Annotated in this window: 13 protein-coding genes and 1 pseudogene; 4 read left to right on the forward strand and 10 right to left on the reverse strand. The window is 47.1% G+C overall.

The features are described from left to right. Positions 1-89: 89 nt before the first annotated feature. From RIG68_RS06875 to RIG68_RS06890, 4 genes are all read right to left on the reverse strand, one after another. On the reverse strand, positions 90-2474 hold the full coding sequence (locus tag RIG68_RS06875; RefSeq protein ID WP_350120270.1) for a T9SS type A sorting domain-containing protein: 2385 nt from the start codon (positions 2472-2474) through the stop codon (positions 90-92). Between the two features lie 150 nt (positions 2475-2624). Further along, a complete protein-coding gene (locus RIG68_RS06880; protein WP_350074703.1) occupies positions 2625-2993 on the reverse strand; it encodes a CoA-binding protein in 369 nt (122 codons plus the stop codon). Continuing rightward, on the reverse strand, positions 2994-4856 hold the full coding sequence (locus tag RIG68_RS06885) for a toxin-antitoxin system YwqK family antitoxin (protein WP_350120273.1): 1863 nt from the start codon (positions 4854-4856) through the stop codon (positions 2994-2996). It lies immediately after the preceding gene. A 4-nt stretch (positions 4857-4860) separates the two neighbouring features. Further along, on the reverse strand, positions 4861-5823 hold the full coding sequence (locus RIG68_RS06890; RefSeq protein WP_350120276.1) for a tryptophan 2,3-dioxygenase family protein: 963 nt from the start codon (positions 5821-5823) through the stop codon (positions 4861-4863). A gap of 67 nt (positions 5824-5890) precedes the next feature. Between RIG68_RS06890 and RIG68_RS06895 the strand changes: the two genes are divergently transcribed. Together RIG68_RS06895 and proC are read left to right on the forward strand one after the other, a co-directional pair. Continuing rightward, positions 5891-7114 (forward strand): acyl-CoA dehydrogenase family protein, encoded by a 1224-nt coding sequence (locus RIG68_RS06895; protein ID WP_350120279.1) that lies wholly within the window; start codon positions 5891-5893, stop codon positions 7112-7114. Between the two features lie 258 nt (positions 7115-7372). Beyond that, positions 7373-8155: a pyrroline-5-carboxylate reductase gene (gene proC, locus RIG68_RS06900; protein ID WP_350120282.1), complete on the forward strand. Its 783-nt coding sequence runs from the start codon at positions 7373-7375 to the stop codon at positions 8153-8155. Between the two features lie 43 nt (positions 8156-8198). Here the strand turns inward: proC and RIG68_RS06905 are convergent, their stop codons facing one another. Further along, positions 8199-8681 carry a DUF4920 domain-containing protein gene (locus RIG68_RS06905; protein WP_350120285.1) on the reverse strand — a complete coding sequence of 161 codons (483 nt, stop codon included), beginning with the start codon at positions 8679-8681 and terminating at the stop codon, positions 8199-8201. A gap of 329 nt (positions 8682-9010) precedes the next feature. Here RIG68_RS06905 and RIG68_RS06910 point away from each other — a divergent pair, with 329 nt between their 5' ends. Next, entirely contained in the window at positions 9011-9877 is an 867-nt protein-coding gene (locus tag RIG68_RS06910; RefSeq protein WP_350120288.1) for a histidinol-phosphatase, read from the forward strand. A 64-nt stretch (positions 9878-9941) separates the two neighbouring features. Further along, positions 9942-11273 (forward strand): alpha-hydroxy-acid oxidizing protein, encoded by a 1332-nt coding sequence (locus RIG68_RS06915; RefSeq protein ID WP_350120291.1) that lies wholly within the window; start codon positions 9942-9944, stop codon positions 11271-11273. A gap of 257 nt (positions 11274-11530) precedes the next feature. On the opposite strand, the gene RIG68_RS06920 is transcribed toward RIG68_RS06915, so the two are convergent. From RIG68_RS06920 to RIG68_RS06940, 5 genes and pseudogenes are all read right to left on the reverse strand, one after another. Next, entirely contained in the window at positions 11531-12607 is a 1077-nt protein-coding gene (locus RIG68_RS06920; protein ID WP_350120719.1) for a sensor histidine kinase, read from the reverse strand. A 231-nt stretch (positions 12608-12838) separates the two neighbouring features. Further along, positions 12839-13483 (reverse strand): annotated as a pseudogene (locus tag RIG68_RS06925) (tetratricopeptide repeat protein); the annotation flags it as partial. A 313-nt stretch (positions 13484-13796) separates the two neighbouring features. Continuing rightward, positions 13797-14438 carry a response regulator transcription factor gene (locus RIG68_RS06930; protein ID WP_152000421.1) on the reverse strand — a complete coding sequence of 214 codons (642 nt, stop codon included), beginning with the start codon at positions 14436-14438 and terminating at the stop codon, positions 13797-13799. Continuing rightward, entirely contained in the window at positions 14435-16390 is a 1956-nt protein-coding gene (locus tag RIG68_RS06935; RefSeq protein WP_350120293.1) for a tetratricopeptide repeat-containing sensor histidine kinase, read from the reverse strand. Before RIG68_RS06935 ends, RIG68_RS06930 begins: the two co-directional genes overlap by 4 nt. A 212-nt stretch (positions 16391-16602) precedes the next feature. After that, complete coding sequence (locus RIG68_RS06940; RefSeq protein ID WP_350120296.1) at positions 16603-17802, reverse strand: aromatic ring-hydroxylating oxygenase subunit alpha; 1200 nt, start codon at positions 17800-17802, stop codon at positions 16603-16605. Between the last annotated feature and the right edge of the window lie 2 nt (positions 17803-17804).

Consider the following 17804-nt stretch of genomic DNA (forward strand, 5'->3'; position numbering starts at 1 on the left):
CTTCTAAACTTTCCCTTTTGACAATTACCATACAAGTAATGCTTTTATAAAAAAAGATAACTAACTGATATTCAGATATAACTACCCTATCAATCGATAATTACTTTGATATTCTGGACATAGCTCCCGACGGCCACTTTCACAAAATAGTATCCCGTTGACAACGAGGTTGCATCCACAACCACTTCTCCCCACTCCTGGCTTACGTTGGCCTCAACCGCCCTTCCATTCACATCAAACATCTGTATGGCATAGTCGGCCTCCAGCAATACGTCGGGTAGCTTGATTTTGAACAATCCGTTGCTTGGATTGGGGTATAGCAGCAAGTTCGTAGCAAAAAGGTCAAGCTTCACCGACACTATTTCGAACACTTCAGTAGTTCCATCATAGTCAGTTTGCGAAAGTCTGTAGTAGTTTGTCGAAGGCATTGGCTCTTCGTCCACCAGGTCGTAATACATTTTGCGGTCAGTAGTGCCTGCGCCTTCCACTATTTCAAAGATTTCCCAATTTTTGGCATCAGAAGACCTTTCGATGGTGAAGTAATGATTGTTCTTCTCAGCGGCAGTGGTCCACGTAAGTAAAACCTGATGGTCAACTTCCTTTCCGTTCCAGTTAAGCAGCTCAACCGGCAACACACCTGAAGAAGACTCCATAACACCATCAGCATCGGCCGTTGCACTCGAAGGAGTTGTACCTCCGGCAACGGCAGTTCCAGCACCTCCGTTGGTTCCATTGGCACCACCAGTACCCTGCGCATTGCTTGTAGAAAAATTGGTTGCCGGCACTGTTCCTGAGAAAATAATCACTCCTTTGCCGCCGCCACCGCCACCGCCGTGGGTATTACCGTCGTTGACAGAACTACCGTTTCCTCCTTTAGCTTCTGTGGTAACCGCACAGCTCAGGCTCCAGTTGTTTACCTGGAAGACGATCGATCCTCCGGCACCAGCACCAGCACCTCCGTCGTTTCCGGTAAGGCCTTTACTTGCCCCATTTGCCGTGATTGACAAGCCGCCACAGCCTCCATTGGTTTGAATGGTTGACGCCCTGATGATGATGATTCCTCCACCTGCTCCGCCCGTGAGCGACGCACCATTGTTTTGCTGACCACCGCCACCTCCGCCGCCAAGGAACACCCGTGAGGCATTGATGTAAGAGCTAAGGTCTAACCCTCCAAGGCCACCGGATGTGGGGGTGCACCCACCTGTAGAACCGTCCCAACCCGGGCCGCCGGCACCACCTGTGGTGTAGTTACCGCCACCACCACCGCCAGCATTGTGGAAGTTGCCACCGCCGCCGCCATTGGCCACTTTGCCTCTGGCAGCACGATAGTTAGTAGATGTTACTTTATAAATGCTCTCGCCCTTTCTGGCGTAGCTATTCGAGTTAGTAATATAAGTAGCTGCATCACAGCCTGTTCCGTCGCCTGTGGGGTTTGGAAGCCCACCAGTGAAACCCTGAGCATTCACAGAAATGTTATTGGCAAGCGTCAGAGTATTATTAACATCAATGGCGAAAACACCACCTACGTTTCCATCCCATGGAAGAGCGGTAAGGTTAGCAGTTGTGGTGTAGTTGGTATATTCGGGGAATGAGATGATCTGTACTGAAGAATTAGCACCTGTGTTGTAAGTGTTGGCTAGCGACGATGTCAGAGTGATTGAAGAAGGTGTTCCGGGAGTGCCGGTAACCAGCACATTATCGAACCCGCCGAAGTCGTTGGTGGCATTGTTCATTATGTACACAAATAGCTGCAAGGTTGAGCCTGACACGCCAGAGGCTGTAGCGCTTACTGCGCCAAAATTACCAGACCTGTTCCCGTTTGTCAGGATTTGCTCAGCCGAGCCATTTACAGAATAATATGCTCTTACATAATCACTTCCATTATCGTATCCAGCCTGAGCGAGAAGCATTGAAATGCTTACACTTGTGTATCTGGAAATATCCAACACTTCTGAACTCCACTTAACAGGGTTAGAGACGTTGTTTCCAACTATAAGTCTTGAGTAGCCTGCTCCAGAGCCGTCGTAAACATTGGCTGACCTTCCGCTACCAGCAGGAACACCACAAGGTGTCGCTCCACTGCAGCCCAAAGACCAGGCCGTTATGCCGTTGTCGGTTGTAGTGCCAAAAGCCTGATCCTCGAAGGTTTCTGACCATATCGTTTGCGAGGCACCAGCAGTTTCCGTGACACTTTGTATGGTAGCTTCTTCGTAAAGCCCGGCGCTACCTATTGTTGATATGTTTCCAAAGTTTGCATTGTTACCAGTATTAGAGCCGATAACATTGTCCTGCATTTGCATAACAAGAACCTTCTCACCTGCTTCGAAAGTGGCGAAAGTCTCATTTACGTTTGATAGTGAAAGGTTGGCACCAGAAACGTTGGTGACTTTAGCATAGGCATTGATTACTGACTGACCCTGTGCTGCTGTAGATACTCCTGATAAAATGGCAAAATAAACTAATACATTCTTCATAGCCTTACTCTTAGAAATTCTTAAATCTTCCTAAAAGTACGGCAGCGAATTATGCAGGTGTTGAAGACTCGACTAAGCCCGAGGCGGTTTCGCCCAACTATGCGTATCCTTAGATGAACCGAAATCCCGGAAATCCGAAATCAGCCTTTTTCAGTATTGATTGGTGGAAAGCATAACGAGTGTACATCCTTCAACTACCTCTACTCCTTCACTACGAAGCAGCTCCTCAAGCTCAGGGTTCTCACTGCCTGGGTTGAACACTACTCTCTTTGGGTGCAGTTGGGTAATATAGTCGTAAAGGCTCTTCTGATGCTGAGGGCCGACGTACATTGTAATTGTGTCTACCTCATCTACCATTGGCGAGGATGTTACGTCTAAAATTTTATGGCCAAAGACCTCTCCCTTTTTGATGCCTACGGGAACAATTTCGTGGCCTGCCTTCAAAAGTCTGTTAGCTGCGATATAGGCATACCGCTCAGGATTGGTGGTAGCGCCTAGTATTACTGTCTTTTTACTCATTTAGTTAACAAAAAAACCGGGGCCATTTTTGGGGCCAACTAAGAACCCAATATTCACCCCAATAATTATTGGAAATGAAATATTGCTCTGATTTAAATCAGAAAACACATTATTTCGTTCAGCCGTTTCCTGATAATTCTTTCTCAGGAGTCTATAGCCGATACCTGCTCCAATATAGGCGTCCACGGTAAAACCGCTGCCCCCGGGGTCACTCAGCCACCGGTTGCCAATAAATAGTCCGTATTCAATTTTCTGCTCCTGTGTGCCTATTGTAATGCGGCGGTTGTTCACTCCCGTCGAATCGATGATATGGGCCCGGTGGTCAATAGAGGTAAATGCCACCTCCTGGCCAAAGTAGAACATCCCAAACAGGTTATCGCTATCGTAGAACTTTTGGCGCAGCTTAATTCTGCTTCCTTGCAGAAAGAGCTTATTGTCCCGCACCGAGGAGAATCCTTTGAAAAATGGTTGCTTCAGATAAATAAACTGAAATTCGTAGCCCAGCCGCTCCTGTGAATAGTGTTCGACGGACACTGGCAAGCCACCAAGCAGGGGTGCCAGTGGGTTTGTGGCAAATATCCACCCTTTGTATTCGCCGACTCTTGGCGTAAAATACCGGGAGTTTCGGTTCTTAAATTTATACTCTGGCTTGTTATAAGGCACCCTGTCTGGCACCAGGTTTTCGGTTTCCGAAAGTCTAAACACCGGTTTGTCATCCTCGTAAATAGGTCGGTAAAGACCTGCCAGGCTGCCATCCTCATGGTAAAGCTTCCACTCGCCCACTCTATCACCATTTCGAACTTCTCCCTCCATTTTCAGGGTGCCATTTTCATAATAGCCCCGAAAAACACCTACACCGTCGGTGAAAAAGCATTCCCCCTCCAGTACCCCGCTTTCAAAATAATAGTACCACTGTCCAACTTTCACGTCATCCTTCAGGTCGCCTTTCACTTTAATTTTACCGCTTTCAAAGTACTCTGTATATGTACCAAAGCCGTCCTGGTAAAGAACACTCCCCTTCGTCTGCCCATCTCTTTCAAACAGCTTCCACGAGCCATCTTTCTTGCCGTCTGCCAGATTGCCTTCGGCACTGACTGTGCCGTCCTCGTGGTAATACTTCCAGTTGCCTTCCTTCGTCCCGGCTTCAAACGCCCCCTCCGCTGAAACCTCACCATTGGTGTGGAAATACTTCCAACCTCCTATCCGTTCACCCTCCCTGAACATGCCTTCAGCCTGCTTGCTTCCGTCTTCAAAATAGTACACCCACTTGCCTTCGCTTTTACCACCTTTGTTCAAGCCCTGTGCCTTTAGCTGCCCCGACGGGTAAAACTCTTTATAGATACCCGTCCCGTTTTCATAGAACGCCTGAGCTTTCAGTGTTCCATCTTCGTAGAAGTAGTTCCAAATTCCCTGACGTTCTCCATTTTTGAACGCCCCCTCACTCTTTATGTCTCCATGCTCAAAGTAAAACGTCCAGTTGCCTCCCCGCACTTCGCCATAGAGGCTCCCCTGCATGCTCTTTTTGCCACTTTCGTAGAAGTACTCCCATTTCCCGAAGGGGATTCCATTTTCAAGGTATCCCTTCATTTTTATCCCACCGCTCTCATAATAGTACTCCCACAGCCCTGAGGCTGTGCCCCGGCTGTAGTTGCCCATCATTTGCTTGTTGCCAGTCACGTAGTAGGATTCGTAAAGCCCTTGCAGCTCTCTGGGGTTGGCATAGGAAACGTGGTATTTTTCTTTCAGGTACTTTTTTTCCTGGTCATAGTAAACAGACTTCTCCTCCTGCGCCGTCAACGACTGAACGACACATAAAAGGCCAAAGACCAGTAAAAACACCTGTTTGAAGAAAGTCGCTATCATTTAGTTATTGACTTGGCGCTGCAACTACATCAGTGGACTTCCCCCATCGATGCAATTCGGTTTCACTCCAAAGACCAGGGAAGAATGTAACCATTTGAAAGCGTGGTGGCAAGTATTTTTGCCAGTTGGTGCCACCTGTGGCAGCAATTACGTCAGGTTCTCTTTGCAGGTATCTAGTGGCGGACTTAAAGTGCGAAAGCGGCCATTTTACGTTGGCCTCCTGATCTAATGCCCTCATTAGTTCAATAAGTTCCTCTTCCCCGTGCTTTTCGTACCGCTGCCGATATATATCCCAAATCGTCCGATGTTTTATCTCTTCGCCAAATTGAATAAACTCACGGTGGTACTTGTCCTCAAACTGCCTCAGTGTCAGCGTCTTTTTGGAGGTGGCAAGCTCGGTGGCCCCCCGTTTCCAATACAGATTGTCGATCAGAAATTCCACTGAAGGTTCTCCGTGCGCACTTTCACGGTACGACTTATCTGTCAGGTTGATCAATGGTGTTGACCCGATTTCTATCAGTCGGTATTGGGCAGACTGAAAGCCGCTGGCAGGCAGCAGGGCCATTCTGAACTTCAGAAACTGCGAAGGCTCCATGCCGTCGATCATTACTTCAAAGGAATCCACCAGGTGTTTCCAGTAGCGAAGAATTCTTTTAACCCTCACCTTAAAAAGGTTGATGTCGTCAGCGTCGTCGAACGACAGCTGTTTCATTTCGTTTCTTATCAGCTGAAAATAGAGCTCCGTGATTTGGTGATAAAGGATAAATATCTTTTCGTCAGGAAAACCGGTTCTCGGCGTTTGCAGACTCAGCAGGGTATCGAGGTGAATATAGTCCCAGTAAGTAAGGTAATCAGCATGCAAAAGACCATCGAGATAGGATGACAAATCTTGCCCCATCGCCTCATACTTCTCCTCCAATTTTCTAATCTGAGACACGATCTTCTGATCTTTTTCCGAATTGCTCATCAAACAAAGGAATTAATTGTTTTAGTTGTAAATTTGAACGTTTAAAGGGATTTAACCAAAAAATAGCATGTCCGTAAATACATTAACCCCAGGCACCCAAGCCATTAAAAATCAAAAACAAGATCTATTCGAATCTCCCGACTTTTATGAAATAGATGACCTGCTAACTGAGGAGCATCTACTGATCAGGAGTTCAGTGAGGGATTTTGTTAAGAAAGAAATCACTCCCTATATCGAACATTGGGCCGAAAATAACCATTTTCCTTATGAGATCGTTCGGAAATTCGGAGAAGTTGGCGCCTTTGGCCCCACCATTCCTGCTGAGTATGGCGGAGGTGGGCTGGATTATATTTCGTATGGGCTGATCATGCAGGAGATAGAAAGAGGTGACTCGGGCATGCGCTCTACTGCCTCTGTGCAAGGCTCCCTGGTGATGTATCCCATTTACAGTTATGGCAATGAGGAGCAAAAAATGAAGTATTTGCCCAAACTGGCGAGTGGAGAAATGCTCGGTTGTTTTGGTCTGACGGAACCTGATTTCGGCTCGAATCCGTCAGGCATGAAAACTAACTTCAAAGACATGGGCGACCACTACCTCCTCAACGGAGCCAAAATGTGGATCTCAAATGCCCCTAAAGCCGACATCGCTGTGGTGTGGGCCAAAAACGAAGCAGGTCGTATCCATGGTTTGGTGGTAGAGCGGGGCATGGAAGGCTTTTCCACGCCAGAAACTCACGGCAAATGGTCGCTGAGGGCCAGCTGCACCGGTGAGCTGGTGTTTGATAACGTAAAAGTACCCAAGGAAAACTTACTGCCCGGCAAAAGCGGTTTGGGCGCTCCCATGAAGTGCCTCGACAGCGCACGCTATGGCATTGCCTGGGGTGCGATTGGCGCAGCAATGGACTGCTACGATGCAGCCCGCCGGTACTCATTGGAGCGTATTCAGTTCGACAAACCCATCGGAAGCTTCCAGCTTATTCAGAAAAAACTGGCTGAAATGCTTACGGAAATCACAAAAGCACAACTGGTTAACTGGAAGCTCGGCAAAATGATGAACGAAGGCAAAGCCACCACACCACAGATTTCGATGGCCAAGAGAAACAGCGTGGCAACGGCGCTGGACATTGCCAGAGAAGCCCGGCAAATCCATGGCGGCATGGGCATTACCGGCGAGTACCCTATGATGCGCCACATGATGAACCTGGAGTCGGTGTTGACTTATGAGGGTACGCACGACATTCACCTGTTGATCCTGGGAAATCATATCACAGGTATTGCTGCCTTCAAGTAACAGTCAGCCTGAGTGACTTTACAAAAGGAGGTTCCTGGTGATGGAACCTCCTTTTTTATTCCCGGGCACCGCTTGCTATGCTACTAAAATCATCATCAAACCGCTGTGCACAAACCAAAGTAACTACCCGATCAAGTTCTGTCTTTCGAGGTAAAACAGGGGGATTTTTAGCAGAAATGAACTGCGTATTTCCTTCTTGATCAAATTTTCATTAACCTTTGCGCTCGCTTAGATAAACATTCAATTAACAGACGCTTTATGAAGATTTCGATAATAGGTGGTGGCAACCTGGGCATGGCGATTGCCGAAGGGATAATTAAAAAAAACTACGCCAAAGCAGAAGACATTACTGTAACCCGTCGAAACGTCCAGTTGCTGGATCAGTTGGCTGAGAAGGGCGTGAACATCAGCGCCGACAATGTGCAAGCCACCGAGTCGGCTGACATGGTGATTCTTGCCATCAAGCCCAAGCAAACCAAAGAGGTGTTGCAGCAAATAAAGTTTGCCGTAGAAAAGAAGGGACCTATCGTTGTGTCGGTAGTTACCGGTGTCCTTATCCAGGACATGAAGGCTATCTTAGGAGCGCAGGCGTTGGTTTACAGGGCCATGCCCAATACCGCCATCGCCATTTGTGAGTCGATGACCTGCCTGGCCGGAGACGAAAGCAACAAAGACGCCTCGGAGGCAGTTCTGAAGCTTTTTTCGCAGCTTGGCTCTGCTATCTACATTCAGGAAGAGCTAATGAATGCATCTACTATTCTTGGGGCTTGCGGCATTGCCTATGCGCTCAGGTTCATCAGGGCGGCGTCGCAGGGTGGTATCGAAATTGGTTTTAGTGCCAAAGTAGCACAGCTAATCGCCACACAAACAGTAAAAGGAGCGGCGAGCCTATTGCTTGAAGGCGGGCGACACCCTGAATATGAGATTGACAAAGTAACTACCCCGCAGGGATGTACTATTGCTGGCTTGAATGAAATGGAACATCAGGGCTTCAGTTCGGCGCTGATCAAAGGAATCATAACGTCGTACAACAAAATTTAAAGCCTGAGTGCCCACATGCCGAACGGATGTGGGCCATTCTCCCTTATCTCATCAATACCCCAACGGCCTCGAAGGATAATTCCTGAACGGGCTCAATGATAGCGGCGATTTCTTCGGCTGTCTTTCCGGCATCTTTGGCATAGTGTTGCAGTTCTTCAACAGGCGTCAGCGATTTCAATGCCACTCCTTCTATTACTACCTCCCTGCCTTTGGCGTCTTTTGGCACAAAGAAGCCATAGTCTTTGAATGTTACCCTCATGGTTTCGTTGTTGCCAAGATCCAGCTTCATCCAACATCCTTTTGCCTGGCACACCTCAACAATAGTCCCTCTCACTTTGGTGTAGGCTGAATCGCCAGCCATCGCTGTAAGTTCGGCTACCGGTGCGGCCTGATCGTCGGATATAGTGGCACCAAAGCTTTCGTAGACCGCCTCTTCAGCAACAACAGCTTGCTCATTTTTCACTTCCTTTTGCTGGCAGGCAGTCAGCAGCAATGCTGAAATACCTATATAGAATAGTTTACGCATGATTGTCTATTTTCGCATGAAGATACGAAACACCAGGCCAGGTTATCAACAAAATTGTTGTCGGATTGTGGAAAACTTCTGATTAACAATCGTTTATGAAAGGTGAAGAATTGTTAATATTGAAATAGAAACCTACTTCCCCTAAGTTCAATGAAAATTGGAAAGACCTGGAGCAAAGTCCTTTTAATCGTTGAGGTAACATTGTTTTTCTCCCTCCTGGTGGTTATCGTCATCAACAAATTTTTCATCTCTATTTTTTGAGGTACGCATAACATTTCGTTCATCACATTTTTTCTAAAAACGCCGCTTCTTTTTTGCAAATTGTGTAAATGAAGGGTTGGACAAACTACCACAGCCATACGCACTACTGCGACGGCATAGGCACAGCAGAAGAGTATATCAGCCGGGCGGTTGGGCTTGGCATGATTTCTTATGGCATTTCATCGCACGCACCCACGCCATTTACCTGGCCGTGGACGATGAAAAAGGAGGCCATGTCCGACTATTTCACTGAGATACAAGACTGCAAAGCGAAATACCTTGGGATTATTGATGTATACAGCAGTCTTGAGGTTGACTTTATACCTGGAGTTGTATCGGTAAACAGCGACTGGATCATAGACGCCGACCTGGACTACAGCATAGGCTCGGTGCATTTTGTGGACTCGTTTGCCGATGGCACCCCCTGGGAAATAGACGGAGCATCACAGGTTTTTGACGAGGGACTGCAATCCATTTTTGGTGGTGATGCCAGGGCTGCTGTTCAAAGATATTTCGCCCTTACCAGACAAATGATTGCAGAAGCCCCTCCTACCATCGTTGGGCACCTCGATAAAATCAAAATGCAGAATGCCAACGGGCTGCTTTTCAGCGAAAACGACAGGTGGTATCAAAAGGAGATTGTTGAAACGCTGGAGGCAGTGAAAGAAAAAGGCCTGATGCTGGAAATCAACACCCGGGGTTTGTATAAAAAGAAAACTACAACGAGCTACCCCTCTCCTTGGGTTTTTCGCTACCTGAAGGACATGTCGATTCCCATCATGATGAACTCCGACAGCCATCACACACAAGAAATGACAGGATTTTTCAGCGAAACAGCCGAGCAGTTGATCAGTGCCGGCCTTACGCAAGTGATGGTACTTCTCAACAATGACTGGCAGGAAGGTCGCCTTACTGTCGACGGGATTGAGGTGTGATCAGTTGAGAATGTGCGCCTTTTGCATTAGATTGATGTGACGCTAGTTTGTTTTTTTAATAGCTATGCTGAACGCCCGAAGAGCAAATGGTTTGATGGGCATTTTGCATAACAACAACACACACATGAGCGAACCCATGGATGCCCTCAGCTGGCAAAAGAAGATTTACCTTGACGGTATGGCTGGTATTTTACCGAAGGTACCTGTCGACTTCGCTAAACTTCAGAAGAAGGCCAAAAAGAACATGAGCAAAGAGGCCTGGGCCTATATTGCCGGTGGCGCAGGTCGGGAGACTACGATGGCTGAAAACCTCTCAGGGTTCGAAAAATGGAAGATCGTTCCTCGTATGCTCAACGATGTATCACAAAGAGACACTTCTACTACCCTCTTTGGCCAAAAGCTTCCGCTACCTCTGCTACTCTCTCCAGTCGGCGTGCTTGAAATGGTGCATAAAAAGGCCGACCTGGCGGTGGGAAAGGCCGCCGCAAAAGCGGGCATTCCTTTTATTTTCTCCAATCAGGCATCGGTGCCTATGGAAAAAGTAGCGGCGACCATGGGAGGTAACCCAAGGTGGTTTCAGCTCTACTGGAGCAAATCGAATGAGCTGGTAGAAAGTCTGGTGAAACGAGCTGAGAATTGTGGCTGCACCGGAATTGTCGTCACGCTCGACACATCGATGCTGGGCTGGAGAACCAGAGATCTTGACCTGGCCTTTCTCCCCTTCCTGAAAGGAAAGGGCATCGCTCAATACACCAGCGACCCTGTGTTTATGCGACTGCTGAGAGAAAAGGCTATTGGTGAGGAAACGCCAGTGGAGCGAAAAATAAGGCCTACCACCTTTCTTTCACTGATACAACTGCTCAACAACTACCCGGGCAGTTTCTTTAAAAACGCCTTTTCGGGTGAGCCCCTGGCAGCGATCAGACAGTTTATTAACATCTATTCGAGGCCCTCGCTGACCTGGAAGGATCTTGAATTTCTCAGGAAAAGAACCAAACTACCCATCCTGCTGAAGGGCATTCTTCATCCTGACGATGCCAAAATGGCTATGGAGCATGGCATGGACGGCATTATCTTATCCAACCACGGAGGCCGCCAGGTTGACGGCTCCGTCAGCACCATTGAGATGCTGCCAGAGGTAAAAAAAGCGGTTGGCAAAGATTTCCCGATTCTGCTGGACTCCGGTGTGCGTTCCGGGGCAGACATGATGAAGGCGCTGGCGCTGGGCGCTTCAGCCGTGTGCATTGCCAGGAGCTATGCGTTCGGACTGGCCATTGCAGGCGAGCAAGGAGTGTACGACGTAATACGAAACATGGCGGCAGATTTTGAGCTCAATATGGGATTGTCTGGGTGCAAGAATATTGAGGAAGTGAAAGCGCTGAAGCTGAGAGGATAGCGCTTTTCACGTATCAAAACCCCAGCAGCAAATCTGAAAGAACAAATAGCAAGCGCCAAAAGGCAAATAAATCTCAAATTCGAATAAGAGAAATTCGAAACTTGGAGTTCTGCCTGATGTGCCTCCCCCAGGGCTGTCCCCTGACAGCCCAAACGCATCGCAAAAGACTTTCGTCAAGGTCTGTCGGGGGACAAACCAGGGGTTGGAGGTTGGTTTTTGACATTTCAACAGATGTCTGGCAACACCTCCCATCTCTTTCAGGCTTCCAGTGGAAATTCAAACGTGAAAATGGCTCCTTTACCCGGAGCTGTGTCAACGCTGAACTGCCCTCCGAACTTCTTCACCCGGTTTTCGATATTCTGCAAGCCAATGCCTCCTTTTCTTCGAGCTTCTTTGTAGTCAAACCCGATGCCGTCGTCCTCAGCAGTAAGAATTACGCTGTTCTCTGTTTTGTTCAGCTGCACGATGAATTCGCTGGCCTGCGCATGTTTGAGCACATTGGCCAGCATTTCCTGGGTGATACGGTAGATACCTGTTTCCATTTCTACCGGCAGCCGTTCTTCCAGGTTAAAGTGCATCACTTTCATGGCCACACTGTCCGACTGATTAATCCTCGCTGCCAGGTCATCCATGGAGCTAACCAGCCCGTAGCGGGATACCTGACCGGTAGAGAGATTGTGAGAAATGCGCCTCACTTCGGTGACGGCTTCCTCCAGCATTTGGCTGGTTCTGACTGTCTCGTTTTCAGTGCTTTTTTGTTCTACGTCTTTTTTGACAGTGCTGCCAATGAAATTGAGTTTGATCGCCGACAGCATACTGCCCAGCCTGTCGTGAAGCTCCTCGGCAATGCGCATGCGCTCCTTTTCCTGCCCTTCTATCAGGGCATTGAGCGAGCTTACCTCCTGCTCTTTCAAAAGGGCATCTATGCGAACATTGCGCTCTGTTAACGCCTGCATACTTCTGAGGTGGCTGGCCTTTTGCCGCTGCGCAAAGAAGGCAGAGACTGCAATGGCCAGCGCCACTGCCAACACAATCCCCACCCGATAGGCGTTCTTTTCTGAGGTGGCCAGCAACACCTCCTGCTCCTGCGCCTTCTTTTCTGATGTAAGCTTCGCTATTTCCTTTTCCTTGAGCTCGGTTTCGTATTTGATGGTGAGTTCTCTTACTGTCTTTTGCTTTTCCGAGCTATACAAGGAGTCGGAGTAGTACTTTTCCCACGAGCGATTACTATATGCTTCCTTATATTGACCCAATCCGTGGTAAGTATTTGAAAGCAATTTGTATGAGTCTATTATATAAGAAATAGCATTAATTTCAGTTGCTACCGATCGCATTATCTCAGCATAGTTTAGGGCAGCCTGATAATTTTTTCTATCATATTCAAGTCGGGACAATAAACTTAGATTGTGGCATCTATTAAGCTTGTCCTCGAACTCCTCAAATCCTTTTTCTGCTTTAAAAAAATAATATTCAGCTTTCTCAATATTTTTCATTCTCAGAAAAACCTGGCCAGTTGTAGACCAAAGACGAGGAAACATGTAGACGTCTCCGATTGATTTGTAACACTCAAATGACTTAGTGTAGAACAGAAGTGAACTATCATATTGCAGTTTGACCAAAAAAAGGTTGCCAAAGTTGTAGTACATATCAGCCAAGCGGCTAGTGTCATTTGTATGTTCGAATATTGAAAGTGCCTTATGATAGTATTCCTCACACTTTTCAAATTCTTTGGTTTCGTAGTAATAATTTCCAATCCCGTAGAGAGCTAAAGCTTGATCAGTTTCGGACCCATATGTATTTCGAATATCTAATGACCTAAGGTAGTACTCCATGGCTAGTTCTCTGTTACCCAGATATCTATGGATACTTCCGAGAAATAATAAATTTCTACTGACACCAAGCGAGTCACCCTCCGCCTTATATAGTTGAATGGACTTTTGACCATATTCTATAGCCTTTGGATAATCTGCCTTTTGGTTATAGGCAGTACTCATTTGCTTATACAAGTGAGCAAGGCTATTGGTGCGACTGTTCTTAAGAAGTACTTCTTCGAAAGGGGCACCAAGAAGAATTGCTGAATCGGGATAATTCTTTGAAAGGCTAGAAATAACTTTAAGAAGACTATCTATATCGACATCAGATTGCCAAGCTTCGCAATGCAGACGTCCGAAAAAAAACAAAATTAGTAACAACCTTCTCCTCAAAGCCATAGAACCAGTTCTAGCATAAGGAAACGAAAAAAATCAATGTTTCACAACCCAATATAGGAGAGAAAAATCAAATTTGAATCCAAAAAATATACATACCTCTATAAAAGACGAAAGTGACACTTTCCAATTCTAAAACTTAAGCTCTGAGCAATTTTCAAAAACTTCTTGAATGGCTTGCTAAGCGCCGAAGAAAAATTCAGTCAAGGTCTGTCAGGGGACCGGCCATGGGGTTGGGGCTTCTTTTTTGAGCTTTCTCCTTTTGTGCATTGGTGTTTATTTGAGATTTATCTTTTGCTATTTGGAGTTTCAACCCCTAGTTCTGCAAATCAAAATACCCATTCTCGTAAGCATAGCGAATAAGGCCAGCTGTGTTCTTCACTCCCAGCTTGTTGATGATATTACGGCGATGGGTGTCTACCGTGAAATGGCTTAGGAACAGCTTGTCGGCAATTTCCTGTGAGGTGAGCTCCTGGGCGATTAGCTTGATAATCTCAATTTCCCGGGTGGTGAGGAAGGTGTTTTCATCTTTCTCCTTCCTGAAGCTGTCGTAGAAAATGCCAGAAACTTCCTTGCTGAAAAATTTCTCTCCATTATTCACGGTTTTGATGCCCTCTACCAGCTCCTCTTTACCCGTGTTTTTCAGCACATAGCCATCCACACCCGACTCCAGCAGCTCACGGATAAAGCCAGGCTTGTCGTACATGGTCAGCACGAGGATGCGGATTTTCGGATACTTCTTTTTGATCTGTTCTGCCACCTGAAAGCCATTCATCTTTGGCATTTGCAAATCGAGCAATATTACATCGACTGGCTTTCTGGAAACAAACACCATGGTTTCCTCTCCATCGTTGGCCACCCCAACAATCTCCAGTCCCTCTACATCGTCCAGCAACGACTTGATGCCATCTACCATCAAATGATGGTCATCTGCTATCAACACCTTAATATCACTCATGCCTCTAATGGAAATTCAAATGTAAAAATGGTTCCTTTTCCCGGTGAGGAGTCCACGCTGAACTGCCCGCCAAATTTCTTTACCCTATTGTCAATATTATGGAGGCCGATGCCTCCCCGCTTTCTAGCTTCCTTGTAGTCAAATCCTTTGCCATCATCCTCGGCTGTCAGGATAACGCTATTGTCTGTCTTACTCAACTGAACGGTGAATTCTTTGGCGTTAGCATGCTTCAGCACGTTGGCCAGCATTTCCTGCACAATGCGGTAGATGCCAGTCTCCAGCTCAATGGGCAGGCGCTCGCCGAGGTTGAAGTGCAGCACTTTCATTTTGATGCTATCCGAGCGATTGACGGTGGCTGCCAGGTCTTCCATGGACCCAACCAGGCCATAGCGAGACACCTGCCCGGTGGAGAGGTTGTGCGACACCCGCCTTACCTCCGTAACGGCTTCATCGAGCAGGCCGCTGGTTTTGGCAGAGTAGTCCTCCACCTCGTCCTGGCTCAGGTCCCGCTTGCCTATCCAGCCGTTAAAGTTGAGTTTAATGGCCGAAAGCAGGCTCCCCAGCCTGTCGTGCAGTTCTTCGGCAATGCGGAGGCGTTCCTTCTCCTGCCCTTCCAGCAAAGCACTGAGTGTGTTGACCTCCTGTTCCTGGAGCAGTGAATTGATCTGCGTATTTCGCTCCGCCAGGGCCTTTTCGCTTCGCAGCTGCATGGCTTTTTGCCTTTGAGTGAAAAACGCCAGAATGGCCAGCGCCAGGGCAATCGCAAACACCACGGCAATCATGTAGGCATTCTTTTCCGTGGTGGCGAGAAGTATTTCTTTTTCCTGAAGCTCCTTTTCGGAGGAGAGTTTTTCTATTTCTTGTTCCTTGAGTTCGGTTTCGTATTTGATAGTGAGTTCCTTGACAGTGTTCTCTTTATCTATGCTATAAAGAGAATCTGAAAGTTTACGATAAAGTTGCAAGCTTTGATAAGCCTGTTCGTAATCTCCCAATTCCAAAAAAATATCATTTAAAATGCTTTGCGCCTCTTTACTATACGAGAGGGCTCCTATTTCATTAGCCAATTCATCGGCTTCTCTGACATATTTTAAAGCGCCTTGATAGTTCTTCAATTTAAGCTCGGTAGTCGACAACATGAGAAGATTGTAACAGAATCCGTACCTGTCAGTTACTTTCAGAGTACTATTATCAGCTCGCAGAAAATAGGCCTTCGCCTTTGAAAATTCTCCTTGTTTAAAGAAATTATATCCCAGAGCATACCATATACCAGGAAACTGAGACTCTTCTCCTAGTTCCTCATACATTCCTAGGGCTATCTCGTAAAACTCCAAAGATTTTTCATAGTCCTTCTTAAGCCCAGAAAGAACACCCATACTGTGATAAATATCAGAAAGTCTAGATATGTCTCCCAAATCCTCCATGATTTTAATGGCTTCCAGGTAATATCGCTCACATTTCTCATACTCTCCTATCTCCATAAAGTAGTTACCAAGCGAGTGTAGGCCGACAGAATACTGTTCAGGTGAACCATACAGCTTTCTTAGCTGCAACGACTGTAGAAGAAATTCTAGCGATTGCTTTCGATGCCCGAGGTGTTGATGTGCATAGGCCAATTCGTTGTAATTAAATGCAACCCTAAGTGAGTCACCCAATTCACGATATAGTTCTATGGATTTGTTTCCAAATTCGATAAGCCCCAAATAGTCAGATTTGGCCCGGCACACCAATGAGATACTTCGATACAATTGGGCAAGTCTGATTATATCATTATCGTTAGCCAGTAGCATTTCAAGTTTGGATGACAGCTTGAGCGCAGAATCTGGTGTTACATTAATCAGGCTATCAAAAATCAAAAAAAGGCTCTCCAACTCAGCCTTTTTGTCGATTTCTTGGCCGTTCGTATTATAGAAAAGAAAAGAGAAAAGTAGTATCGTTATAATTCGGCGGCTCATTTGCACTTACTTTTTATCTTTATCTGGATCCGGGGGCGGCGGGGGCGGCGGGGGCGGATCGCCTCCTCCCAAGGAACTACTAGACCGGAATTCAGCACTGTAAACAAACAAAACATTGATCGGCAGCTTTTTCATAATAATAAGGGTTAGTAAGTGAAAAATTCATCTACGCTTAAATATACCGGTTTACCGTCACCACGACATACCGACTTTTAGGTATTTTCAACAAACTTCGCCAGCAAACTATGGAAATGATGCACGCCTTTCTCTCGTGTTGGTGAGAACCGGCCTCCCGGGTAAAACCGGGACCGAATGCCCTTCTGCACTGCTTCCACTACAAACTCATCTTCCCGCTCTACCTTGTCGGTCATCACGTCCGCTCCCTGCTTGTAGCGCTCCTCATCCAATATATAGGTAAGGAAACTCACCCTGGTTCTGCCTATTGCGAGTGGCTTCACTATGTTGACAGACAGCCCCCATGGATAAAAGTTAAACATCATATTGGGGAAAACCCAGTAGTACCAGGCTGAAACTATCTTGCCTGCGTCGGGGTGGCCCTCGGGCAGCTCAAAGCAGTCGCTGCCGGGCTTACCATAGCCAATCTGTAGGTTACAGTGGTCGTAAACCACGGTCTTGTATGTGCCGTAGTCGAGCACAGCATTCAGGTCTTTGTGCACAAATGGGATGTGGAAGCCTTCGAGGTAGTTGTCGCAGTAGAGCGCCCAATGGCTATTGACCAGGTAGTCTCTACTGAATTCCGGCGCAAAGCGGAACTTCGTGTGGTCAAGAAACCCTATCCGCTCCTGCATCACATCAATCACCTGCTGAAAATCGAAAGCCGGAGCCAGCGAGGTGAAAAGGAAGCCAAACCACTTTCGCAACTCTAAGGCAGGCAGGTTATCACAGTCTCTGGGAAAGTTTTCCGCTTCACCAAACTCCGGCATGTGCTCAAATTTGCCATCGAGGGCAAACCTCCGACCATGGTACTGGCAAACAAGTTTTTTTGCCCTACCAGGGTTCATGCAAAGCAGCGCTCCCCTGTGGGTACATACGTTGCTCAGGCAGCGCACTTGCTCATCGCTGTCTTTTGTTAGCAATAACGGCTCGTCCAGGTAACCGTCGAGCAAAGTAAGCGGGTACACACTCTCCGAAAGGCTTACCTGACTCTCCTGCCCTATCCATTGCCACGACCGGGCAAAAACTTTCTCCCTGAGGCTTTCGAACACATCGCTGTCTCGGTAAAAGGAAGCGGGAAGCGTTGTAGCTCTTTTGATATTTGGGTCAATGTTCAATCGGCTCATGATAGGTTTCGATGGATAAACGACCAAGATAAGGATAACCCCAAATGAATGCATGAAACGCATTGAAATTCTGGCACCAGCCGAGCCGCCCGCCTCCCTTTCCATCATCATAG

The organism is Imperialibacter sp. (genome assembly GCF_040222385.1).
Lineage (GTDB): Bacteria > Bacteroidota > Bacteroidia > Cytophagales > Cyclobacteriaceae > Imperialibacter.